Origin of the sequence: Desulfovibrio litoralis DSM 11393 (assembly GCF_900143255.1) — a bacterium.
GTDB classification, from domain to species: domain Bacteria; phylum Desulfobacterota; class Desulfovibrionia; order Desulfovibrionales; family Desulfovibrionaceae; genus Frigididesulfovibrio_A; species Frigididesulfovibrio_A litoralis.
In genome coordinates this window covers 73,756-99,142 of record NZ_FRDI01000004.1, presented here as the reverse complement: position 1 = coordinate 99,142, position 25,387 = coordinate 73,756, and the positions used below count along the sequence as shown (strand labels likewise).

Here is a 25,387-nt window from a genome sequence, read left to right as displayed (position 1 = left end):
AAAGCATAGTGGGGAAAGAAAATGTTATAATAAAAATGTAATTTTATTATAGGTACATGAGATGACAAAAAAGGTTTATTTCGTGAAAGTAAAATTACAAAAGCAATATTTTTTGAAATATATAATTAAATTATACTTCATCTTTAAACCTCTATGCTCCCACGAAATAAATCTTGTTGGTCGTCTCCGACGGGCACGGGGAAAATGTTTTCCCCTTTGCATTCCCCCCATAAGGGGCTAATCGCCCCTTAACCCCATACACGCATCACGCATTAGTTGATGCCTAATCGGCATCAAAAGTTTGAACGCACATTGGTTCCTTTTAATGACTATTATAAACACAATTTTCTTTATAAAAACCAAGCTAACATCTTATATTTTAAGACAAAACCCTCTCTAACGTTATCTAAACCCTATTTATTTTACTCTCGTGAAATTAACTTTGTAAAAACGTTAGTTTTTGAATAGGCTATAAAAAAATAATTTATTTAAAGCTATCTATCAAAATGTGTTGGAATGTTAGCCTTAAACAGAGCAATATACTAAAAAAATGATCTTTATTTTTTTCAGTTTAATTTAAGATAAACGCATTTTAAAATCTTCATATCCAAAAGTACGAATTATCTTAAGGCTCGCATCTTCTTTTAACAAGGTAATATCAGGCAAACCCAAACCATTAAAAGTAGTCGTTTTGACCATGCTGTAATGTGCCATATCTAAAAAGTAAAGGCTCATTCCCGGCGTTAAAGGCTCATCAAAACTATACTCGCCTATCACATCACCGGCAAGGCATGACTTCCCCGCTAAGCGATAAAGATATTTTTTTACGTTAGTTCCGCCGTCTGCGTCTCCCGCTCCAAAAATATTGGGGCGATATGGCATTTCAAGCACATCAGGCATATGAGTAGGAGCAGAGCTATCTAAAATAGCAATAGGCAGATCGGCCTGAACAACATCTAAAACCGTTGTTTTAAAAACCCCTGTGTTTAAAGCGACCGCTTCTCCCGGTTCTAAATATACCTGTAACTTATATTTATTTTGAATTCGCTCAATACAACGACATAAAAGGTCAACATCATAATCTTCTCTGGTGATATGATGTCCACCACCAAAATTAAGCCATTTTAATCCCTTAAAATACTTAGAAAAATTTTGTTCAACGATATCAAGAGTTCTCGCCAAAGCATCACTGTTTTGTTCACACAAAGTATGAAAATGTAAACCGCTTATCCCCGACAACCCAAAATCTTTTACGCCTTTCTCAAAATCTTTTAAACGAATACCCAAACGAGAGCCAACGGAACAAGGGTTATAAATAGCAACCGCTCCCTCAGAATGTTCCGGATTAATACGCAAACCAATTTCAATATCTTTCTTTTGTTGTTCTAACAAAGGTTTAAATTTTTGCCACTGATTAAACGAGTTAAACAATAAATGATCAACTATCGGCAACAAGGTTTGCACATCACTATCGCTGTAAGCGGCGGCAAAAGCATGAACTTCTTTACCAAACTCTTCACGTCCTAAAATAGCCTCATTGGGCGAGCTGGCACAAACTCCATGCAAAACATTTTGCAATAGAGGAAAGACGCTCCACATTGCAAAACCTTTAAGAGCCAAAAGTATTTTTGCCCCTGTTCTGTCTTGAATGTTTTTCAACATCTCCAAATTGCGTTTTAATAAAGTTTCACTCACGATAAAACTTGGGCTTGGTGCTTCTTTTAAACTTTGAGCATTCCAAGGAGACGGAAAGTTATCGACCAAAAGAGAACTATCTTTTTTTAACATAATTATATTCACCAAAAAATACTTGATCCAAACAAGCTGATTTTAAACATTAAAAAAGATTAACAACCTAAACAAAAAGTGTCAGGGTTATTAAAAAGTTATTTAACTCAAAGATATTTTTTTATTTTATAAAACCTTTAAAAGCGTAAACAAGAGTGTTGTCGCCTTGAATTAAAGTAAGTCTATCTTTTTGCATGGTAATTTTTGCACCTGATGCAAGCATTTGAAAAAATTTAGACTCTAAATCCATTAATCCGGATTCTGCACAAAACATATTGGTCGACATTAACTGTTTCGCTGTTAAAACACTATCCTTTAGCTCGGCCTGACCGAAAAAACGATTGCAAATACCACCAAAAATTCCAAGATTTTCATCAAACTCAAGAGTCGGAGCTTTTTCTATTTTTATTTCTTTACCATTGACACTAACCAAGGCAAAGCTACGTTTTGAGAGTTTTTGTTTATCCAATACATATCCCTGGTTTTGAGTAGAAGCACAAGAGACAAGAAAAACAGACACTAACATCACACTTAGCAAAGAAAGATACTTTTTCATCATTATTCACCTCAATAAGATATTTTTTATACAATAACTTATTTATAATTTTATTCAAACAAGAAAAAACCGTTATAACTCTTAAATTATAACGGTTAAAAAATAAACAAAAATAATCAAACTTATTCGCTTTTTTCACCGCGATAGGCAGCCTCGTCAATAATCCAACACAAACTTCCGTTATAAGGACGCACCATTTGAGCCGGCAAAACAGGTTCTTTCATTAAGTTTAAGGCTGTTTCCAATACATGATATTTTTTCTTGCCTGATGCTAAAAAGATACAACAACGTGAATTGTTTAAAAGCTCAAGCGTCATTGTCAAACGGGCTTTATGTAGCGAGGGAACATATTGGTCAACAATCAGTCTGTTTTTAATTTTCAACCCCGGCATATTGGGATATAAAGAGGCAACATGCCCGTCTTCCCCTACTCCGAGGATAACACAATCAAAACGTGGAATTTCATCGCCCGTACAATTAAAATGTTCTTTAAGCATGTTTTCATAATCTAACGCTGCTTTTACTGGGTCTTCTTCTCCGCGCATACGATATATTTTTATCGAGCTGATATTACTCAACAACTCAGCTTTAGCCCGTCTATAATTACTCTGTTCATGATCAGGACCGTAACAGCGTTCATCAACCCAATAGATAGCCGTTTTATCCCAATTAATACGCTTACGCCAAGCCGAAGAGCTTAAAAGACGAAAAAGAGGTAAGGGAGTGCTTCCACCAGATAAGGCTATATTAAAAATACCCCTTTCTTTAATCGCTTCAACACTTTTGGCTTCTATAAGTTCAGCCGCCTGCTCTGCCATTTTCTCGGTATCTTCCGCAACATATAACGCTAATTGAGTTTTACGAATCATAATTATTACACCTTAAATACATAAATTAAACAGCTAAAACGATCCAAAGAAGGCTATTGAACCTCGTCTGCAAACTCTACGGCAATAAGAGAAAACTTATCTTGTATCGCAATAAAAGCATCAACAACATCAGGGTCAAAGTGAGTTCCTTTGCCATTTACGATAATTTCTTTCGCCTGTTCATGACTCATTGCTTCTTTATAAACACGTTTTGACATTAAAGCATCATACACATCGGCAATTGCCATTAAGCGAGCGGAAATAGGAATTTCGTCTCCTTTTAAGCCTTGCGGGTAACCGGAACCGTCCCACTTTTCGTGGTGTGAATAAGCTATTTCTCTGGCAATACTTAAAAAGCTTTCCGGAGAACCAAGGTTATTTTCAGCCTCAAGGATTGTATTATGCCCATAAATCGTATGTTTTTTCATAATCTCAAACTCTTCTTCAGTGAGTTTTCCGGGCTTTAATAAAATTCTATCAGGGACTCCGACCTTACCAATATCGTGAAGAGGTGCAGATTTTTTGAGTAGCTCTACGGTCTTTTTATCAAGATAAGCCGAAAAACGCGGATGTTCTTGAAGATGAGCCGCCATTTCTCGCACATAGTTTTGAGTTCTGCGAATATGAAAACCTGTCTCATTATCTCTGGTTTCGGCTAATGACGCCATTGCGATAATAATAACATCTTGCAAAGAAGCAAGTTGTTGAGTTCTTTGGTCAACTTGCTTTTCTAAAATTTCATTTTGTCTTTCTAAAAAGCTGCGAGCATCTTTTAAAGTCAATTGAGTATGAACTCTGGCAAGCAGTATAGGCGGGCTGATAGGCTTTGTAATATAATCAACAGCCCCAAGCTCAAACCCTTTAGTTTCGTCATCTTCTTGATTTTTAGCAGTCAAAAAGATAACAGGAATATCTTTTGTAGCCGGATTAGCTTTTAGTTGACGACAAACTTCATAACCGTCCATCTCTGGCATCATAATATCAAGCAAAATCAAATCAGGATGAGGTTCGGCAAAAGCAATTTTCAAGGCTTTTTGTCCGTTGGTAGCAACCTTATTTCTGTATTGTCCACCTAAAAGAGAACACAAGAGAGTAATATTGTCTGGCGTATCATCAACCAACAACAAAGTCGGTTTAGAATCAATATTTTCCACAACAGCTCCTAATTAATAACGAAGAAAAGACATAATCATAGTTAAATCATAGTCTATCTTGGGTTATTGTCAATATATTTTCTAAATAAAACATAACATCTTATTTATTTATTTGACTTTTAAATAAATCATAACATATTTATCAAATACTAGAGCGAAAGGTCAAGCTATATATATTTACTCTATAAAAATTTTTATTCCAATACCAATTAAAACAAGCCCGCCAACAACTTCAGCTTTTTTACCTATAGATTCAAAATTTCCTATAATCTTACCTAAGTGTAAACCAAGAGCGGTAAACAACAAACAAACAACCCCGATTATAAAAGACGGAAACCAAATATCAACACCAATAACAGCTAAAGATAAACCCACCGCCAAAGCGTCTATACTGGTCGCAATAGAAAGCATAACCAAACGAGAGCCACAAGTATTGTCAAGGGTACATTCCGTTTCATCATCTTTTTTCAAAGCTTCATAAATCATTTTAACACCAACAAAAGTCAATAAACTAAAGGCAATCCAATGATCAAAACTTTCTATTAAATGGTGAATGCGTACCCCGACAAACCAACCAATAATTGGCATAACCGCTTGAAATCCGCCAAAAAACAAAGACATTCTGATAGTTTGATTTGCGTTAACACATTTCAACTGAATCCCTGTGGCGATTGCAACAGCAAAGGCATCTAACGCTAAGGCGATCGCAATTGTAATTATTTCTATTATAGACATATTTTTTATAATTAAGGTTAAGAGTGAATCAAATAGCAAAGGCGAAGAGCCAACAATTCAGCATCTTCGCCATATTATATTTGCTTTATTTATTTTAACTGCGTCTATCGCCAAAAATACGCAATAAAAATAAAAACAAGTTAATGAAATCAAGGTATAATGTTAAAGCCCCCAAAATCATACCTTTTTGAACGGCATTAGCATCATTATGATTCAAAGCTTCACCCATTTGGCGAATCTTTTGAACATCATAGGCGGTTAAAGCCACAAAGATTAAAACACCAAGAATATTAATAACCAAAGAGGCTATTGCGTTTGAAAAAAAGAACACATTGATAAGCGAAGCAATAATTATCCCGATTAAGGCCATAAACGCCATGCTTCCAATAGAAGTCAAATCTTTTTTGGTTACATAACCATAAACGCTCATAACACCAAAGGTTGCCGCCGCACTCACAAAAGCTTGTGCGATAGATTCACCCGTATAAATAACCGCTATCATAGACAAGGTCAGACCGTTTAAACCGCTATAAAGTAAAAACAGGGCAACAGCGGTTGCACCGGACAATCGGTTAATAGCACCGGAAATCGCCATTACAAGACCAAATTGAGCAATAATTAAACCCCAAAACATAATCTGATTGCCAAAAACAAGTTCAGACAAAGCTCGATTATTGAGCGTCATATAGGCCGCAGCAGCCGTAAACACAAGCCCAAGGGTCATCCACAAAAAAACACCACGTATAAAAACAGTGTTAACATATTCTATCGCTTGAGATTGAGGGCGTTGAACGCCTTCGGGTCTTCCAAACTGAGACATAATATACTCCTTTACAAATCTAATAACTAGATTGTTGACTCTCTACCTAAATATTCGTTACTGCGAGTATCAACTTTAACCATATCACCAATATTAACAAAAATAGGCACTTGAATGCTTATTCCTGTTTCCAAAGTTGCCGGTTTGGTAACGTTGTTGACAGTATCGCCTTTAACACCGGGTTCTGTGTCTACTATTTTTAAGATTAAAGAAACAGGAAGCTCAAGGTCAAGAGGTCTACCTTGATATGTAAGGATCTCAACTTCTTGACTTTCTTTTAAATAACCGGCCTTTGAAGCAAGCACTTCTTGAGCAATATTAATTTGTTCATAGCTTTCAAGATCCATAAATATAAGGTCTGTACCTTCACGATATAAATATTGCATTTTACGAGTTTCAAGGTCTGGGCGTTCAACTTTTTCACCGGAACGAAAAGTAATTTCTTGAATGCGTCCATTAAGGATATTACGTAACTTAGTACGCATCATCGCACCGCCCTTACCCGGTTTAAAATGTTGAAAATCTATAATTTCATACGGAATTTTTTCAACTTCAATCTTTAAGCCTTTCTTAAAATCAGTAGTAGAATACATTAATCCTCCAAATTTATGTGATAAATTTATTTATATAGTTTTAAAAACAATACAAACATAAAAAACAATAGGAATATTTTATTTAGGTTTGTTTTCTAAATAGTCAAACAAAGCCCTAACGGCCAGAGCATAACTATTAATTCCAAAACCTGAAATAATGCCAATAACTTGAGTTGCCATATAACTTTGCCTGCGAATTTCCTCTTTGCGTGCAAAAACATTACTGATATGAACTTCCACGCAAGGAATTTTTATCCAAGCCAAACAATCGGCTAAAGCAAGGCTCGTATGTGTATAAGCCCCGGCGTTAAAAGCAACACCGTCAACTTTATCTTTCTTTGCCTGTTCTAAACGGTCAATCAAAGCACCTTCGCTGTTTGACTGAAAAAATTCAAGCTGTATTTTAGCAAAATCACAGCACATTACTCTTTGTATCAAAGCAGGAACTTGATCAAGCCCTTGTTTCCCATAAATCTCAGGCTCTCTCACGCCCAAAGCTCCAAGATTCGGCCCGTTTAAAATCAATATTTTATACATAATAATAAATAATAAATAAAGTAAGTTACATGATTAAAAGATAACTAATTAACTTGGTTTTGGGTTTTATTTGCCTGCCAAGCCTTAATATTTTCAGCAACAGTCTTTAAAAGCTTGTTTAAGGCAATATCAGTCGCCCAAGCAAGATGAGGCGTTAAAATACAATTAGTTGCACCAACTAAAGGATTATCTATTGAAGGCGGTTCAACGCTTAAAACATCTAAACCGGCCCCCCATATTTTACCAGTGCGTAAAGCTAAAGCCAAATCTTGTTCATTAATTAAAGGGCCACGAGAAGTATTAATAATAATAGCACTCGCCTTCATTTTATTAATTAAACTTGCGTTAACAAACCCTCTATTACTGTCGTTTAAAGGACAACTCAAGGCGACTATGTCTGATTTTGCAAACAATTCGTCAAGTTCTGCATAAGCAAAATTTTCATAATTGGTAGGAGTTTTTTGGCGAGGTGAATAAGCCAGAATGTTCATTTCAAAACCATTGGCGGCTTTGGCAATTTTTTTACCAATATGTCCAAACCCCACTATTCCGATTGTTTGTCCATTTAAAGCCCTTTGAGGAGTATGCCAATAAAACGGGGCTTCAGAGCGTTCCCAACACCCAACCTGAACGCTTTGATTATGATATTCAACTCGGCGATATAAAGCAAAAATCAAAGAAAAAACATGTTGTGCTACTGATTCACTTGAATAATCAGGAACATTACAAACAGGAATACCTCTTGCTTTTGCCGCATTAATATCTACAACATCAAAGCCAGTGGAAATCATACCGATATATTTTAAGTTTGGTAAGGCGTTAATCATGTCTGCGTTTAACTTTGTTTTATTAGTCAACAAAATTTCCGCATCTTTTGCCCTTTCCAAAACTTGTTCGGGCGTAGTTTTCGGATATAAAGAAACTTGACCACAAGCTTGTAGTGCTTCAAAAGCTTCGGGTTTAAGCGGATTTATATCTAAGACAACGATATTCATATTTATATTCCTTATTTTTATGTTTAAGGTGTTCAATCGTTTTTACATTTACATCGAAAAGCAACTTTAACGCAAATAAAAGTTAACGGCAAACGCCAAACTAATAAGCCACATTATCAAACTTACCTCTTTTATTCTTCCCGAACAAGCCTTTAAAAGCGTATAACTGATAAACCCAAAGCCAAAACCACTGGCAATACTGTAAGTTAGAGGCATCATAATAATAGTCATAAAAGCAGGAAAAGTTTCAGTAAAATCATCAAACTTAATATGTGTTATTTCCATTAACATATAAGCCCCGATAATAATTAAAGCGGGAGCAGTAGCAAAAGCCGGAACAACTCCAATCAGCGGTGCAAAAATCAATGAAAACGCAAACAAGATCGCAACAACAATGGCGACAAGCCCTGTTCTTCCACCTTCCGCAACACCGGCAGCACTCTCAACATAAGAGGTTACAGTCGAAGTTCCGATTAAACTGCTGGCGATAGTGCCTGTTGCATCAGAAATTAAGGCTCTATCAAGGTTTTCAATATGCCCGTCTTTATCTATCATATTAGCTTTACTGCTAACGCCAATCAAAGTACCCACATTGTCAAAAAGCTCAACAATAGTCATAGTAAAAAGTATTGAAAAAATTCCATAATTTAAAGCACCCATTATATCAAGCTGTAAAAAAACCGGGGCTAAACTCGGCAAATTAAAACTCAATATTTGGTCTAAACTTTGCGGAACAGCAACATCACCAAAGGCCATACCTAAGATAGTTGTTGTTAAAATTCCGCACAAAATCGCACCCTTAAATTGCACACTGATTAAAATAGCCGTTACCAACAAGCCAATACAAGTTAAGATAGGTTTAATGTCAGACATATGACCTAAACTTACAAAAGTATTTGGGTTACTGACTACAATTCCGGCATTTTGTAAGCCGATAAAAGAAATAAAAAGACCAATTCCAACCACAATCGCACTTTTCAAACTGCGAGGAACCGATTCAATAATAATTTTTCGAATATTTGTAACCGTCAATAAGATAAAAATTACTCCCGAAAGAAAAACCGCCCCAAGAGCTACCTGCCAAGGTAAGCCGAGTTTTCCGCAAACATAATAAGCAAAAAACGCATTTAGCCCCATTCCCGGAGCAACGGCAATAGGGAAATTAGCCCACAACCCCATTAAAAGAGAGGCAAAAATTGTGGCATAAATAGTGGCGGCAATTGCGGCTTCTTTTGGCATTCCCGCATCATGCATAATATTGGGGTTTACAAAAATAATATAAGAAACCGCCATAAAAGTAGTAACCCCGGCTAAAATTTCTGTTTTAACCGTACTGCCTTTTTTTGAAATAGAAAAAAACTTGTCTAAAAAACTACTTTGAGCACTCATAGCTGTTGGTACCTTTGATCTTTTAATTTTTTTTTGTTTTTTGAAATTATGATTTATGCCTATTCTAATATTAACATCATTGAAAATCACGAATAAAAGAGTTTAATTTATTTGAAATAGTTATAGTATTCATTATTGGAATCCATAAAGACTTGTTGCCATGCCAAAAGCATTTATTAATTATAGGATCTGAACCATCAGCATGAATGTCATTAAATGTATATTCTATAAAAGTTATATCGTTATTTATATTTTTTACAAAATAACCACTGAGTTCTGTAGAATGCCTAATATTTAAAAGAACACACGGCACTTTATACATTTCATAAACAGAAGTTATAAAAGACAATAATGATTCCTCAGAATCTTGTCTATTACATACAAACAACACTTTATCTGATAACAATATACACTTTTGCATTCGCCTGAATCTACGTTCCATGTTTTTATGAAACGATTCTAGTTCATCATTAATGCTATTTGCTTGAGAAAAGTCATGTAAAGAAATCATGCCAGTAGTCTTGTCTCGAATATGTCTATCTTGAGATTCTTTTGGTGGAGTAATATCTTCTACATCAACAAAAAAACTATTAAATTCTGTTTTAAAGAGATCTAAAACAGAATTCAATGAATAACGATACATCCAATCTAATGGGTTAGTGCATTGCCTTAAACCAGCTTCTCGCAAATAAAATGCTGTCCTACAAGCACTACCTACACTAACAACAAAATCCACTGCAAAATATTTCATTATTGCTTTTGTCTTATTTATTTCTTTTAGTTGTTGTTCTGTTGCCGCAATACGACTACGCCGAGTTAATGCAAGATCAAATTTATTTAAAGTTTTATTAATAAAATGCATAAAACACCACATATTTTAAAATAAAGACAGTTAGATTATAAGATAAAATAAAAAATATAATAAATCATACAACAAAATACATTAACTATGTCTTAATCAATTAAATCAATACGTCTTTTATGCCTGCCGTCTGCAAAGCTTGTATTCATAAACGTTTCAAGCATTGATAAGGCAAGCCCTACCCCGCTTATACGTTCACCAAGACAAATCACGTTAGCATCATTATGTTCCCTGCTTGCTTTAGCGTGAAACTCATGCGTGCAAAGAGCGGCTCTTATGCCTTTTATGCGGTTTGCGGTAATGCTCATACCTATTCCCGTTCCACAAATTAAAACACCAAAACAGTTTTGATCTGTGTTTTGATGTTTTAAAAGTTCAGAGCAAAGTTCTTGGGCAATAGGCGGATAATCACAACTTGTTCCGTCGTTTGCACCAAAGCCGACAACAGTATGTCCGTTTTCGATCAAATATTCAGACAATATTTTTTTCAACTCAAAACCGGCATGATCAGAAGCAATAAAAACAGTAAAAACCCTACTCATATATTCTCCGTATCTATTGAAATATTTAATAATATTAATTTAAAAAACTACATAAAGAGTTAAACAACAGCCTTAGTAAATTAAAAAACCAGTTTATACTATTTATTTTTATTCTTCAAAGAAAAAATTTAGCTAAGTTTAATTATGTAGTTAGATAAAAAAGTTTTTAATAACAACAACCTAATTTAAAACACAGCTTTTTTCACTTCTTTTCTTGACAGTACCCGATATAAAAGCATAATCTTTTTAAATATATTAATGTAAATAATTATCGGAATCATGCTTAATGTTTTGAGGTCAACAATGAATCTTACAGAATTAAAAAATAAATCAACCCAAGAGTTAATTCACTTAGCCTCAGAACTTGCCCGTGATGCTGAACGAGAACAGGTTGTAAATTATTCCAAACAAGATCTTATCTTGTTTATTACCAGACGCAACTTTGAACTCAATATCAGCATGTATAGCGAGGGATATTTAGAAATATTACCTGATGGCTTTGGATTTTTGCGTTCTTCTTTAGCCACATATCAACCAAGCCACGACGATATATATATTTCTCCGTCTCAAATTCGCTTATTTTCTCTGCGTAAAGGGGAATATATTGTTGGGGAAATTCGCCCTCCGAGAGAGGGAGAACGCTATTTTGCCCTTTTAAAAATTTCAAGTATCGCCGAAAGACAACCCGAAGAAGCAAAAACGCTAACTCCCTTTGAATCATTAACTGCTATTTATCCAACCGAGCAACTCAAACTTTCAAATAACTCAAAAGGTAGCACGGTAAACCACCTATTGGAAAACATCTTACCCTTGGGTTTTGGACAACGCTGTATCATTCATGGTGAAAATGCAAGTGTTAACTCAATACTATTTCAACAATTAGCTATTGCAGTTGCAGCCTGCCAGCCTGATACCACCGTGTTTTTAATAATGATAGATCAAAGCCCCGAAGACATTAATGAACTCAAACAAAAAGTGAAAGAAATTAAAAATATTGAGTTTATATCTTCATGTTTTGACGAAATTCCGCAAAAACATATCTCCGTTGTTGAAATGCTTACGGAAAAAGCCAAAAGAAAAGCCGAGAGAAAAGAAAACATTATTATCATGTTAGATTCAATCACAAAACTAACAAAAGCCTATAATGCGTTTTCCTCAGTTGGAACAAAAACTTTAAGTGGCGGAATAGAAGCTCTCGCCATACAAAAAGCCAAAAAAATATTTGGCAGTGCCAGAAACTTAGAACAAGGCGGAAGCATTACAATACTCGCAACAGCCTGTTCAAACACTGAACACATAAGCGAACAAGTGATCTTTGAAGAGTTAGAGCCAATGGCAAACGCATATATTTACTTAAACGCAGAACTCGCCGAACAAGGTGTTTCACCGGCAATTGATTTTAGTTACAGCTTTACCAAAAAAGAAGAACTCATCATCGGCGATAAAAGACACGAAAAAAATCAAGAGTTACGCCTTAACTTAAAAAAATTATCTCACATCGAAGGCTTAAAATATCTCTTAAAGAATATAGGAGATTAGCACCTCAAAGACATCAATAGTGCTAAAAATCAAAGGTCGCATGATTGCACTAAAAACATCAGTGATCAACAAAAGCATTAAAATAATCATGGAATAACCGGCAAGCTTTTCATACTCAATGGCAAGATTACGAGGCAAGATATTGGCTAAAATATGGCTGCCGTCTAAAGGCGGAAGAGGAAATAAATTAAACCACCCTAAAGTGATATTAACAACTACACCAAAAGAGAGCATGTTTTGATACCAATGTTCATTATTGTCAAATGACAGTTTGCCGCCACTCAGCACCAAAAATATAAAAAAGGCAAAAGCAACCAAAAAATTCGTAAGAGGACCGGCAACAGAAACAATAATCTCATCTAATCGGCGATTTTTAAAATAACGAGGGTCAATAGGAACAGGCTTTGCCCAGCCAAAAGCAAAAGGGGCAAAAAGAGCCGTAACAATAAAGACCAGAGAACCGGCTTTGTCTAAATGTGCGATAGGGTTTAAGGTTAACCGCCCATAATGTTTTGCTGTTGGGTCGCCGAGTTTATAAGCCGCAAAGGCGTGTGCCAATTCATGCAAGATAGTTCCAACCAACATGGGGAATATCATCAATAGAATACGTTCTATATTTATATTAAAATCCATACAATACCAAAATAACAGTCAAAAAAATGATAGAAACAATAGACAGCAAAACGCCAATAATAAACAACCAAGCAATATAATAGAGAAACTCAAAATTAAAGCAATGTTTATTTAATCTTTATTTTGCTTTTAACAGTGATTTAATTTTAACCTTTAATTCACTCAAGTCAACTGACTTTACAACATAACAATCAGCAGCAATAGATTTTAAATCATATTGAAAGCTGTCATAAGCAGTACTTAAAATAACGGGCAACTCTTTGGTTGCTTCGTTTGCTCTGATTTCTTGCAACAAGTCAAGCCCTGAAGTATTTGGCTCAATACGAATATCTAAAATAACAAGTTCGGGTTTTTCTCGTGTGATTACTGCTAAAATAGGTTCAGAGCCATCACTTGTGGCAACAAGATAGCCATCTGTTTCAAGTTCGTCTTGATACAACATGCGAATATGTTTTTCATCATCAACAACTAATATTTTATGTCGCTTATTCATAACTTCCCCCTTTTCGTCTCATTTTTATAAGTTAAAATTATTTTCTTATAACACATTTTACATATAACACCAATATAAGAAAACAACAATACACAACTGAAAATATTTTTAGACTATTGTATAATAGCCTAAAAGTGGCTTCCACTAAGAAGACACTCCAAAAAACATGCATTAGTGCTTAAAGAGAAAATTTAATTTTCCTGTAAAATTAGTGGTTTTTTGTGGTTTTAGATGTTTTATAAGGAGTGAAAAACGATGAAAAAACACGCAAAACTGAGTTTTGCAATGCTCTTATTTTATGATACTAATGCTTGCTTAGTCAGGCAAAGTCATTTAAAGAAAAACTATCAACAGTATCGTTTTATTCTTAAACAAGACAATTACAAAACATACATTATTTATACACAGTTTAACTAAAAATATAAAGATTTTAAATATATGGATCAAAAAGAACTTAAATATACAAAATTCGAGAAGCCTCTTATTACATTAACTATTTTACCATCAGACAAAACACAGGAATTTCCTCGCCCTAAAACAGTTTTACAGCTTTTTAATAAACTAGGTTTAAGAGCCGGCATGGCTTTGGCAATCAGAAACAATACGGAGCTTTTAACCCCTGACGACCGCATTCTTACTAACGACCATATCACAATTCGCAAAGTTATCTCAGAGGGTTAAAATATGAAATGTACAGCCTGTAAAGAAAAAGCCGTTGTCTCTCTTCCTAGTCATCATGCCGGTTTTTGTGAACCTTGTTTTTTACGCTTTTTTACTAATCAAGTAGAAAAAGGTATAAGACAACACAAACTTTTTACTCATAATGATAAAATTTTAGTAGCATTATCAGGCGGAAAAGACTCTCTTGCTTTAATGTTAGAACTTAAAGCCTTGGGTTATAATATAACCGGGCTTCATATAGACTTGGGGATTCCAAATTCTTCCGTTCAAGCTCGCAGTATTGTGGAAAACTTTTGTCAATTACACTCGCTTCCGCTCATTATAAAAGAATTAAAAGATGAAAATTTAATGATTCCTTTTATAAAAAAACGCCTAAACCGACCTATTTGTTCCGCTTGTGGAAAAATTAAAAGACATTTTTTTAATAAAATCGCTATCGAAAACGGTTATGATGTTTTGGCAACGGGACATAATTTAGATGATGAAGTCGCCAGATTAACCAGCAACACTCTACGTTGGGATAAAGCTTATTTATCAGACCAAGGTCCGAGCCTACCTGCTGAAAATGGTTTTTCTAAAAAAGTTAAACCACTTTGGCGTTTATCTGAGTTTGAAACTGCAAATTATGCTTTTTTAAAAAAAATAGATCATCATATCAGTACTTGCCCTTATAGTCGTGGTGCGAGTTTTACAAAATTAAAATATTTTTGGTTTAACCTTGAAGAAGAAAGCCCCGGGCGTAAAATTGATTTTTATCAAGGTTTTTTAGAGCGTGGTCGCCCTGCCTTTCAAACTGATGAACAAAATACGACCAAGCTAACAGCCTGCACAAAATGCGGTTATCCAACTTCGGTGGAGTTATGCAGTATTTGCAGAATTAAAGAACTCGTTAACTCTGAACCAAACAAATAGTTCCGAATAAATAATTTTTGCTTAACTTATTTTAATGTTTATTATAAATAACATAAAAACTTAATAAAAAATTTAAACTCAAAAACACTGAACAATTTAATGATATAAGGATTTAATATGTGTGGAATTATTGCATACACAGGACACAGACCGGCTGTTCCCGTAGTCATAGAAGGTTTAAGACGACTTGAATATCGTGGTTATGACTCTGCCGGAGTTTCTTTTATCCAAAATAATGAATTATTAAACGTTGTTAGAGCCGCCGGAAAGTTAAATGCTCTTGAACAAAAACTCAGTAATTCGCCAAATATCCTTGCGACTGTAGGAATGGGTCATACTAGATGGGCAACTCACGGTATTCCCGTTGAGCGTAACGCTCACCCTCATAAATCTTTTGATGGTAGTTTAAGTATTATTCACAACGGAATTATCGAAAACTTCCAAGAACTTAAAAACGATCTTCTCGCTAAAGGATATAAATTTTATTCTGATACTGACACAGAAGTTTTAGTAAACCTTATTTCAGAAGAACGTAAAAATACAACCAACTTAATGCAGGCTTTTGCTAACGCTTTAAACAAAGCTCACGGAGCTTACGCTGTTGCCCTCATGTCAAAAGAAGAACCTGACAGCATTTTAGCAGCCAGAATGCACGCCCCTTTAATTTTAGGGTTGGGAGTCGGCGAAAATTTTGTCGCTTCCGACGTACCTGCCTTTTTAAATTATACCAGAGATGTTGTTTTTTTAGACGATGGCGAACTCGTTAAAATTACTGCCAACAGTTGGGAATTACGCAGTATTACTGACCTTGGTCTAATCGAAAAGAAAGTACAACGCATTAACTGGGATATGCAGGCAGCAAGCAAGGGTGGATTTAAACACTTCATGCTTAAAGAAATATTTGAACAGCCAAAAGTCATTAGCGATTGTCTTGTCGGACGTATAGACAAAGGAAAAAGCGAAGTTAAACTTCCTGAATTAAATGAATTTCCAACGCCTGAACGTTTACATATTGTTGCTTGCGGAACTTCGTACAATGCCGGATTATGGGGACAACACTTGTTTGAATCATGGGCAAAAATTCCCGTAACCGTAGAAATAGCTTCCGAATTTCGCTATCGAGACGTTATCTTAAATAAAAATGATTTAGTCTTAGTCATCAGCCAATCAGGGGAAACCGCCGATACTTTGGCTTGTTTGCGTTTAGTTAAATCAAAAGGTATTCCCGTTGTTGCTTTAACCAACGTTGTGGGTTCTTCTATCGCCAGAGAAGCAAATGCCTCTATTTATACTCAAGCAGGACCTGAAATAAGTGTTGCCTCAACCAAGGCAATGACCAGCCAAATGATCCTTCTTAGCTTAATGGCTCTTTACTTTGCCAAACGCCAAAACAATTTAGACAAAGATATTCTAAAAAATGCACTTGAGGGTTTAAGTTCGCTTGAACCAGAACTCAACAAAGTACTTCCGAAATTACGAGAAAAAGCTCAAGAACTGGCACTGCTCTATTCAGGTGCAAGAAGTTTCTTTTTCTTGGGGCGTGGAGTTTGTTACCCTCTCGCCGAAGAAGGGGCTTTAAAGCTTAAAGAACTCTCTTATATTCATGCCGAAGGTTATGCCGCCGGAGAAATGAAACATGGACCAATCGCTTTGATTGATCAAGACTTCCCTACTTTTGCCTTAGCCTTTAATGACAGTCTTTTTCCTAAAGTAAAATCAAACATTGAAGAAGTTCAAGCTCGCCAAGGTAAGGTCATTGCCTTAACCCATGAAAAAACAAGTCTTACAACTGTGGATAATCTTTGGATTATTCCGGAAGTTTGGGGCGTTTTAAATTCATTTATTGCCCTACCCGCCTTACAACTTTTTAGTTATGAAGTCGCCGATTATCTAGGGAAAGACGTTGATCAGCCAAGAAACCTTGCGAAAAGCGTAACGGTAGAGTAGAAATATATAGCGTAGTTTTTTTATAATTTATATAATATTATTAGCATGATAAGTTAATTAGCATATAAGTTGATTGTATTTATCTACGAAGATTTATTTTTATTATAAATTTTTTAATTAAACCCAACACTCCCACGAATTTATTTTACTGGGAGTGTTTTTTATTATATTTTGTTTTATTTAAAATATGCTCCCACGAGATAGACCTTTTTAGGTCGTATACAACAATATATAATAATTATACTTAATTATTGTACTATATTTAAAAACTATGCTCCCACGAAATCAACCTCTTTAGGGAGTCTCCGACTATTCATATAATAAAATTACATTTTTATTATAACTTTATTATTTAATCCCTACGCTCCCACGAAATCAACCTCTTTAGGTCGCCTCCAACTATTCATATAACAAAATTCATTTTTATTATATTTTACTTTTTATTTAAACACTACACTCCCACGAAATTAACATGATTTTAAGTCGTCTCCATATATTATAAAAAAAACATTTTTTTATCCCTTTTACTCCCACGAAATTAATTTTATTGGTCGTCTCCGACGGGCACGGGGAAAATGTTTTCCCCTTTGCATTCCCGCCATAAGGGGCTAGTCGCCCCTTAACCCCACGAACGCATCACGCATTAGTTGATGCCTGTCGGCATCAAAAGTTTAAACGCACGATGGTTCCTTTTAATGGCAACTTCACTTTGGCATCTTAACAACAAAAAAAAATGACGTGAGTATGTGTATTTAACAACAACTTCGTTTCGGCATATTGCAACAACCGTTTTCGCTTAGATTAGCATGGTGTCTTTTAATGGGAATTATAGTTTGAAACTTTCTTGATTTTAACGGCAACTAAAAACGTAAGTTGTAAAATCAATATAATAACATGTATTTGTTAGATTTAATCTTTTTTCACAACCCATTAAAACACTAACGCTTTCACAAAATGAACTTCTTTGAGTCGTCTTTGTTTTTTATTTAACCACATGTACCCATGAACTTGAAGTTTCTGTACGATGCTTCAAAACACTATTAATCTTTTCCAATGGTTAAGTGTTACATTCATGCTTAACGCCCATTTTAAAACTTCAAATACTATTAATCTTTTCCAACAGCATAGTTTTAGTTTGCCAATGAAAGAGACTAACGTGCGTACCCACTTTTGATGCCGATAGGCATCAACTAATGTATTTGCGGCAGTAGGGTTAAGGGGCGACCAGCCCCTTATGTGGGGAATGCAAAGGGCTTCACATAAAGCCCGTGCCCGCCGGAGGCGACCAACAAAATTTATTTCGTGGGAATATTGAGCGAAGTAATATATTTATAATAAAATTCATTTTTATTATAAATATATGAGGCGACCGAAAGAGGTTTGTTTCGTGGGAGTGTTAGTTTGTTAATAAATTATAATAGAATATAATAAAAATTGAATTAACAATCACTTAACAACCTTATACTCCCCCCTCGCAAAATCCTTCAACCACCCTAAAACCCCATTCAACTACCCCAAAATCCCCTTCAACGCCCCTAAGATAAACGCATACTCTGACTCAAGCAAAGTTCGAGGGTCTAAACAAAAGGCTTCTTTTTCAATACGCCCAACTATAGGCGTATCCGCTTCTAACAAGAGTTTTTTTATTTTATCGGCACTAAACTTATCTGATTCAATTCTTACCAAGGTCGTTGGCAAATCTTTTTCAGGAAAAGCCCCGCCTCCAACTCTTGAACTTCCGCCTACACAATTGATATTAAAAGAAGAGTTCAACTCAGAACGAAGCATCTGTGCTAAATTATATGCCTTTTCTTTTAAAAGCTCGGGTTCTGCCGTGAGCATGGCTAAAGTAGGAATTTGTTCTCTGGCAAGTTTTTTATCGGTATATAAACGTAAAGTGGCTTCAAGAGCGGCTAAAGTCATTTTATCAATACGCAAGGCTCTATTGAGTGGATTTTTTCTAATTTGTGCAATATATTTTTCTTTTCCGACAATAATGCCTGCCTGCGGTCCGCCCAAGACTTTATCGCCGCTAAAAGTTACAATATCGGCATCAGCATCAACAACTTGTTGCACTGTCGGTTCATCAGCCAAAATCTGCAACCCGACTTCGGAAAAATCAAATAAACTTCCGCTTCCCAAGTCTTTAATTAAAGGCAAGTCGTGTTTATGAGCAAGTTTTGCAAGTTCATTTAAACTCGGTTGTTCCGTAAAGCCAATTATGCGAAAATTTGAAGTATGCACCTTTAAAATAGCCGCAGTTTCAGGCGAAATAGCACGTTCAAAATCATATAAATGACTGCAATTAGTAGCACCAACTTCTTTTAAAATACACCCGCTTCGCTCTATTACTTCAGGGATACGAAAAGAACCGCCTATTTCAACCAGTTCTCCTCGTGAAACTATCACCTCTCGCCCTTTACAAAGCGTATCAATTACCAACAATACGGCGGCGGCGTTATTATTTACGACTAAAGCACTTTCCGCCCCACTCAATTTTTGCAACAATTCCGTAACATGATTGTAACGACTGCCACGTTCACCACTGTTTAAATCAAACTCAAGATTAGAATAATAAGAGGAAGCCTCTAAAACTGCCTTTGTTGCACTTTCCGCCAGTAAAGAACGCCCAAGATTTGTATGAATCACAACACCTGTGGCGTTTACAACCCTGCGGAAATGAGGTTTGGCTTTTTTATATACAAAACCTAACAAATTCGGCATCAAAACCTCTAAACTTAACGAAGCCTTATCTTGTATTTTACCAATAACAATATCACGGCGTATTTGATCTAAAAATAAGCCGATATATTCTTTAAGCAAAGTGCGAGTTAACAAAAAAGGTAAGCTTAACTCTGATAAATTTACCTCACAACGCTCTAAGACAAGATCCATAGAAGGTAAAGCCCGAAACAAATTTTTTTGTTCTGTGGTTTGAATTTCTTTTGCTTGATTATTATTTTTATTGTTTTCTTTTGACATTATTTATAACCACTGTTTTATAAAATTGTATAAGTTAAAAATATTAAGTAAAATAAATGAGTTAATCTTTTATCAGATATTCAGGATACACAGTAAAAAATTCAGCAAGTAAATATAAAGAACCACAAATAAGAATTGGCTGGGTTTCTATATTTAATTCCTCTTTTTCTGCAAATTCACAAGCTTTGTTTAGTGCCTCTTCAAAGTTTTTCACAGCCATAGCCGCCATACCTATTTTCTCAGCCAAAACAGAAGCAGCCACAGATCTTGGGTTATTAAAAAGTTCCGGAATAAAAACCGGTGCCGGACATAAAACCCGTAAATTAGCAACTAAGCCATTAATATCTTTATCTGACATACAGGTAAAAACACAGGCAGAGGGGCGAACGCCCGCCTCGCCTAAACTTTTACCCAAAGTCGCCATGCCGTGAGGGTTATGAGCCGCATCTAATAAAAAGAAATGAGGTTTTCCGGCTCTATTTAATTGAACCCGCTGTAAACGCCCGGCTATAAAAGTTTTTTCCAAGGCTTTTATATTCATTTTTTCATCATTGTTAAAGGCGTGTTTTTCGGCAAATAAACGCCACCCGGTAAGAGCCAACAAGGCATTTTCTTGTTGATGTTTTCCCAAAAGCCCCAACTGTTTTGCCCCGGTCAAAAATTCTTCAGGCAAAGAAAACTGCTTTTTATCTAATTTAATAAATAAAGCATTTTTTTCTTGTGCCGCTTTTGATAAAATATTTTCTACTTCTACTTTTTGGGTTGTACTAACAACAATACTGCGTGCTGAAATTGCTCCGCTTTTGTCTTCGGCTATATTTTTCAACTCAGGACCTATAATAGCCTTATGATCTAAGGCGATAGGTGTAAAAAGATGTAAATCGGCGTCAAGCACACTGGTTGCATCATTCAGTCCGCCCAAGCCTGCTTCAAAAACTCCAACTTGCACTTTATTTTTAGAAAAAGCTAAAACAGCCAAAACGGTGATAAATTCAAAATAAGTTAAAACCTCACCACCTGCATCAATAATAATATTGGCATATTCAAGCCATAATTCTTCTGGCAAAGGTTTTGAATCAATTAAAATACGTTCTCGCACTGAAATAAAATGAGGTGAAGTATAAAGCCCTGTTTTATAACCGTTATATTGGCTTAAAAAAGATATAAAACTAGAACTTGAACCTTTTCCGTTTGTCCCAACGACTTGAATAATTTTATAATTTGGCTGATAAATATTTAAGTTTTTTAAAACGGTTTCAATACGTTCAAGACCAAGTTTCATATGAAAACTGCTTTTGTTTTCTAACCATTCATAAAAACTAATAAAAGATGAAAAATGTTGCATTAAAATAAATAAATCCCTATTATTGAACTATCAAATAAAAAAACCTAAAACAGACTATAGACAAAGAGCAATCAAATAGACTATATTAAATTATAAACAAAAAAAAATAAAACACAACTCTCATTTAACCAAGACAATAATATCTTATAAAATATCAATAAGTTAAGGAATGGTGCTCATGCGTATTAAATTTTTTGGAACAAGAGGCGGAAATCCCCTTTTAAATTCCAACACAGTAAAATATGGTGGAAACACGAGTTGTTTGCAAATAGAGACATATAACGGACAAACTTTGATCCTTGATGCCGGTTCCGGCTTGCAAATAATAGGCAACGAACTTGTCGCTAAAGATAAAGAAATCCAAGCCAATATTTTATTGTCTCACACACATTTATCGCATATATACGGCATTCCTTATTTTATGCCTTTATACAAACAAAACAGTCAGGTCAATATTTATAGCCCCTTTATCGAAAAACATACAACAAAAGAAGTTGTTAAAACTTTATTAAGCCCTCCTTTAACTCCTTCTAAATTTGAAGACCTTCCGGCTCAAATTAACTTTATCGACTTTAACCCCGGACAAAGTTTTTCAATCGGCGATATTTTAATAGAAACAACCCAAACCTATCATGCCACCATTTGTTCGGCGTTTAGAATTTCTGCCGATAACTGGTCTTTTGTATATTGTACTGACCATGAAGGAATTGTAAAAGGACATACTCCAACCCAAGAACATATCGATATTTGCAACAATATTGCAGAGCTCATGAAAGGTGCTGAGGTCGCAATTGTTGATGCAAGTTATGACGATGATGAATATGAACTATTTGCAGGTCTAGGACATTCCTCATACAGCATGTGGATTCCAATTGCAGTACAAGCCGGAATACAACACCTTTATTTTATTCACCATAGTACAAGTAAAACAGATGCCGAATTAGAACAAAGCTTAACAAACTTACGTAATAAATATTCTCATTTGCCAATTACTTTACATATGGCAAGTGAAGGAATGGGTATAATTTACCCCGGAAAAGAAACCAGTATAAAAAAACATGAACATTTTTTAGAACATGTTAATCGCTTTATTCAAACCTTATCAGGTTATAAAGACGTAAACACTATACTCGACCTCATCTTAAGAGAAGCTCGCTCTTTTACCAACGCCGAATCAGGTGCCTTTTATCTTTTCAACAAAGAGCAAAACTGTTTACAATTGTCTTTTTCTCAAAACGAAAAGCAACATCAAAACAGCAAACATACTTATTCACGTATAGAGATTCCGCTTTCTGCCAACTCTGTTTGCGGTTATGCCGGCTTAACAAAAACAATAGTCAATATTCCCGATGTACATTATATCAATCAAACAACGCAATTTAAGTACAACTCGTTGCAAGAAGATCACTCAGAAAATAAAACTATTTCTGTTTTAGCCGTTCCGTTTTGTAACTTCAGTAATGAATTAATCGCTGTGTTAAAGCTAGAAAACAAAAAAGTAAATAATAAAATTGTGGCGTTTACAAGCGATGATGAGTTAACAATAGAAGTTTTGGGAAGTCAGGCTGTAACCGCCGTTGATAAAGCTCATACAAACAGAGACCTTGTCGTAAGAATGTTAAGTATGGCCGCCTTGCATGACCCGGTTGAAACAGGTTATCATATTCAAAGAGTCGGTGCTTATTCAGCCGAAATTTTTGTGGCTTGGGCAAAAAAAATGGGCATGGATTATGATAGAGTTTTTCAAATTAAAGACCAAATTTATAACGCCGCTATGTTACACGACATAGGCAAAATCGGAATTTCTGATATCATACTAAAAAAACAGGCAAAGTTAAGCACCTCTGAATTTAAAGAAATGGAAAAACATTGTTACCTTGGTTCCTGTTTATTTAACAACAGCCAAGTCGGCGTAGACGAAATGGCGAAACAAATAGCCTTGCACCACCATCAAAAATGGAACGGAGAAGGTTATACGGGACACACAGATATTCCGCTCTTAGCAGGCGAAGATATTCCTATTCCGGCACGCATAGTCGCAATAGCCGATACGCTCGACGCTCTTTGCACCGAACGTTTTGGGAAAAAAGCTTACCCTCTAAATAAAGCAATAGAAGAAATTAAAAAAGATTCAGGTATACGCTTTGACCCTTCTATTGTCTCTGTTTTAGATGAAGTTAAAGATATACTCTTATCAATTCAATTAAAATTTGATGATAAACTACAGAACGAGATGCACCCTCAAGCTAATTTAACCTAATTAACGCTATAACTACTTGCTATAACCTTAACATTGTGAAATTATTATGAATAGCCCATTAAAAAGTTTATTGCTAAAAGCAAGTGAAGAAATCTTCAAACTTGAAGATGATGCAAAAAAATTATTAACAAAACCTGATTATAATAAAGAAGAATATAAAGAGCTTATGGTAAAAAAAGCTAAGTGTCTTTTAACTCTTCCCAATGAATATGAGAAACTCATCAAAGAAAAACCTGAATTGTCCGATGATATAATAGAAGACAAGCTCAGAACCTTTTCAAACGGTGCCAACAACGCCCTGCAACTTGGTTCTCTTTTTTATATGTCGGCGTTACTATACCCTGATGATCACAAGCCCGGTGAGCCTAATAATTTGGAAAAATTAATTTTAAGTATAAAGTAACTATCATAATTATATTACTAATAAAAAGCTGCTTTTGTTTCCCTGAAAGTTTTTTATTCATAAGTCAATTTGAAATTTATAACAAAAGCTTTGAGGTATTCTTCCCAATCTTTTTAGAACCCCCAGCTAGCTGGGGGTATTCTTTATACAAAAAAAGACCTACATGCTAAATAGCACGTAAGTCTTTGAAATTTAGGGGCTCTCCCTCAAAGATGGTGGCAGGTAGAAAAAATCTAATAAAAAAGGCATACTGCCATAAAGCAAAGTCCTATAAGGATTTTAGGGCTTTATGGGACTTCGCTAATCTTTAAAATGGTGCAAAAAAATGATAACATCAATATTTTTTCTTATAAACATAAACGAACGACATATAAAAAAACACTGATAAATATAAACTAGCTATTAAACACTATGCAATTTAAATTCAACAATATCCTGCACTGTTAAAACTGGAATTTTATGCAATATCCCAAAATCATGAATTTCTGGCAAACGCGCCATGGTGCCATCAAAGTTTGTTACCTCGCATAAAACACCATAAGGTTGAAGCCCTGCGATCTTCATAATATCTATAGTCGCCTCTGTATGCCCTTGACGCTCTAAAACACCACCATCTTTAGCAACAAGAGGAAAAACATGTCCTGGCCGTTTCAGGTCTTTTGGGTGAGCATTATATGCTATTGCAGCCTTAATTGTTTGAACGCGGTCTGACGCAGAGACACCAGTGGTTACACCCTCAGCAGCTTCAATTGAAATGGTAAACGCTGTTCCATATGAGCTGGTGTTATCTTGAACCATTTGTGGCAGAGACAAAGCCTGTGCTTTTGCTTTAGTAATGCATAAACAAACAATTCCGCTACATTCTCGAATAAGCATAGCCATTTGTGCGTTGGTAATGGTTTCAGCAGAAAATATTAAATCGCCCTCATTTTCTCTGTCCTCATCATCTACGATAAGGACACCTCTACCTTTTTGTAATGATGAAACAGCATTAAAAATACGTTCTTTAGAAGAACCCCAGTAAGACAACAGATTCCGGCACATAAATACCTCCTTTCAGGTTAAGCCAGAATCAGGGCGCACGACTAAACGGAGCACAAAGCACCAATAAGAGATACTATATCCCTGTTATTTCGTCGTATTCTCTTTCATCCGGACTATTACCGTCGGTTCTGGATTTTCACCAGATCTGCTGACTCTTTCATAAGAAAAACGCTCGCGGACTCCCTTAATTGGTTACCGCCGGTGGGGAATTACACCCCGCCCTGAGAATATCAATGACGCTATCACAAAAAATAATTCAGTGCAAACAACTAAAGTTACCCTTTTGATAATTGAAGTTATTTTAATTG

General features: G+C 35.3%; 23 protein-coding genes and 1 riboswitch. Of the genes, 6 read left to right on the top strand and 17 right to left on the bottom strand.

The genetic code is table 11. From position 1 onward, the window contains the following. Positions 1–576 precede the first annotated feature (576 nt). The 12 genes from nspC to rpiB form a co-directional block, all read right to left on the bottom strand. On the bottom strand, positions 577–1,788 hold the full coding sequence (nspC, locus tag BT999_RS05270) for a carboxynorspermidine decarboxylase (RefSeq protein WP_084650603.1): 1,212 nt from the start codon (positions 1,786–1,788) through the stop codon (positions 577–579). A gap of 121 nt (positions 1,789–1,909) precedes the next feature. Further along, positions 1,910–2,347, bottom strand: coding sequence for an META domain-containing protein (locus tag BT999_RS05265; RefSeq protein ID WP_084650602.1), 438 nt, complete (start codon positions 2,345–2,347; stop codon positions 1,910–1,912). 119 nt (positions 2,348–2,466) lie between these two features. Beyond that, positions 2,467–3,213 carry a 6-phosphogluconolactonase gene (gene pgl / locus BT999_RS05260; RefSeq protein ID WP_072696733.1) on the bottom strand — a complete coding sequence of 249 codons (747 nt, stop codon included), beginning with the start codon at positions 3,211–3,213 and terminating at the stop codon, positions 2,467–2,469. A 53-nt stretch (positions 3,214–3,266) separates the two neighbouring features. After that, positions 3,267–4,367, bottom strand: coding sequence for a response regulator (locus tag BT999_RS05255; protein ID WP_072696732.1), 1,101 nt, complete (start codon positions 4,365–4,367; stop codon positions 3,267–3,269). 177 nt (positions 4,368–4,544) lie between these two features. Then, positions 4,545–5,102: a manganese efflux pump MntP gene (locus BT999_RS05250; protein ID WP_072696962.1), complete on the bottom strand. Its 558-nt coding sequence runs from the start codon at positions 5,100–5,102 to the stop codon at positions 4,545–4,547. A 94-nt stretch (positions 5,103–5,196) separates the two neighbouring features. Continuing rightward, positions 5,197–5,922, bottom strand: coding sequence for a Bax inhibitor-1/YccA family protein (locus tag BT999_RS05245; RefSeq protein WP_072696731.1), 726 nt, complete (start codon positions 5,920–5,922; stop codon positions 5,197–5,199). Positions 5,923–5,948: 26 nt separating this feature from the next. After that, positions 5,949–6,515 (bottom strand): elongation factor P, encoded by a 567-nt coding sequence (efp, locus tag BT999_RS05240; protein ID WP_072696730.1) that lies wholly within the window; start codon positions 6,513–6,515, stop codon positions 5,949–5,951. Between the two features lie 78 nt (positions 6,516–6,593). Further along, the gene (locus BT999_RS05235) at positions 6,594–7,058 is read right to left on the bottom strand and encodes a type II 3-dehydroquinate dehydratase (RefSeq protein WP_143145497.1); all 465 of its coding nucleotides are present in this window, start codon (positions 7,056–7,058) and stop codon (positions 6,594–6,596) included. Positions 7,059–7,096: 38 nt separating this feature from the next. Further along, a complete protein-coding gene (locus BT999_RS05230; RefSeq protein ID WP_072696728.1) occupies positions 7,097–8,047 on the bottom strand; it encodes a D-2-hydroxyacid dehydrogenase in 951 nt (316 codons plus the stop codon). Between the two features lie 66 nt (positions 8,048–8,113). Continuing rightward, complete coding sequence (locus BT999_RS05225) at positions 8,114–9,436, bottom strand: NCS2 family permease (RefSeq protein WP_072696727.1); 1,323 nt, start codon at positions 9,434–9,436, stop codon at positions 8,114–8,116. Between the two features lie 76 nt (positions 9,437–9,512). Beyond that, complete coding sequence (locus BT999_RS05220) at positions 9,513–10,298, bottom strand: DUF1796 family putative cysteine peptidase (protein ID WP_072696726.1); 786 nt, start codon at positions 10,296–10,298, stop codon at positions 9,513–9,515. Between the two features lie 92 nt (positions 10,299–10,390). Then, entirely contained in the window at positions 10,391–10,840 is a 450-nt protein-coding gene (rpiB, locus tag BT999_RS05215) for a ribose 5-phosphate isomerase B (protein ID WP_072696725.1), read from the bottom strand. Positions 10,841–11,143: 303 nt separating this feature from the next. Between rpiB and rho the strand changes: the two genes are divergently transcribed. Next, positions 11,144–12,379, top strand: coding sequence for a transcription termination factor Rho (gene rho / locus BT999_RS05210; protein ID WP_072696724.1), 1,236 nt, complete (start codon positions 11,144–11,146; stop codon positions 12,377–12,379). Here the strand turns inward: rho and BT999_RS05205 are convergent. Then, entirely contained in the window at positions 12,359–13,012 is a 654-nt protein-coding gene (locus BT999_RS05205) for a site-2 protease family protein (RefSeq protein ID WP_072696723.1), read from the bottom strand. The two genes, rho and BT999_RS05205, sit on opposite strands and share 21 nt — an antisense overlap. A 118-nt stretch (positions 13,013–13,130) precedes the next feature. Next, entirely contained in the window at positions 13,131–13,505 is a 375-nt protein-coding gene (locus tag BT999_RS05200; protein ID WP_072696722.1) for a response regulator, read from the bottom strand. Between the two features lie 438 nt (positions 13,506–13,943). Here BT999_RS05200 and BT999_RS05195 point away from each other — a divergent pair, with 438 nt between their 5' ends. From BT999_RS05195 to glmS, 3 genes are all read left to right on the top strand, one after another. Then, positions 13,944–14,186 carry a hypothetical protein gene (locus BT999_RS05195; protein ID WP_072696721.1) on the top strand — a complete coding sequence of 81 codons (243 nt, stop codon included), beginning with the start codon at positions 13,944–13,946 and terminating at the stop codon, positions 14,184–14,186. A gap of 3 nt (positions 14,187–14,189) precedes the next feature. After that, positions 14,190–15,098 (top strand): TIGR00269 family protein, encoded by a 909-nt coding sequence (locus tag BT999_RS05190; RefSeq protein WP_072696720.1) that lies wholly within the window; start codon positions 14,190–14,192, stop codon positions 15,096–15,098. Positions 15,099–15,215: 117 nt separating this feature from the next. After that, a complete protein-coding gene (gene glmS, locus BT999_RS05185; RefSeq protein WP_072696719.1) occupies positions 15,216–17,045 on the top strand; it encodes a glutamine--fructose-6-phosphate transaminase (isomerizing) in 1,830 nt (609 codons plus the stop codon). A 1,509-nt stretch (positions 17,046–18,554) separates the two neighbouring features. Here glmS and selA read toward each other — a convergent pair. Next, positions 18,555–20,027 (bottom strand): L-seryl-tRNA(Sec) selenium transferase, encoded by a 1,473-nt coding sequence (gene selA / locus BT999_RS05180; protein ID WP_072696718.1) that lies wholly within the window; start codon positions 20,025–20,027, stop codon positions 18,555–18,557. Positions 20,028–20,088: 61 nt separating this feature from the next. Beyond that, the gene (locus BT999_RS05175; protein WP_178139318.1) at positions 20,089–21,309 is read right to left on the bottom strand and encodes a bifunctional folylpolyglutamate synthase/dihydrofolate synthase; all 1,221 of its coding nucleotides are present in this window, start codon (positions 21,307–21,309) and stop codon (positions 20,089–20,091) included. Positions 21,310–21,550: 241 nt separating this feature from the next. Between BT999_RS05175 and BT999_RS05170 the strand changes: the two genes are divergently transcribed. Continuing rightward, positions 21,551–23,632 (top strand): HD domain-containing phosphohydrolase, encoded by a 2,082-nt coding sequence (locus BT999_RS05170; protein ID WP_072696716.1) that lies wholly within the window; start codon positions 21,551–21,553, stop codon positions 23,630–23,632. Between the two features lie 46 nt (positions 23,633–23,678). Then, a complete protein-coding gene (locus BT999_RS05165) occupies positions 23,679–24,035 on the top strand; it encodes a hypothetical protein (protein ID WP_072696715.1) in 357 nt (118 codons plus the stop codon). A 402-nt stretch (positions 24,036–24,437) separates the two neighbouring features. On the opposite strand, the gene ribB is transcribed toward BT999_RS05165, so the two are convergent. Next, positions 24,438–25,079, bottom strand: a complete 642-nt coding sequence (ribB, locus tag BT999_RS05160) for a 3,4-dihydroxy-2-butanone-4-phosphate synthase (RefSeq protein WP_072696714.1) — start codon at positions 25,077–25,079, stop codon at positions 24,438–24,440. Between the two features lie 92 nt (positions 25,080–25,171). Next, a riboswitch (FMN riboswitch) is annotated at positions 25,172–25,312 on the bottom strand. Positions 25,313–25,387 lie beyond the last annotated feature (75 nt).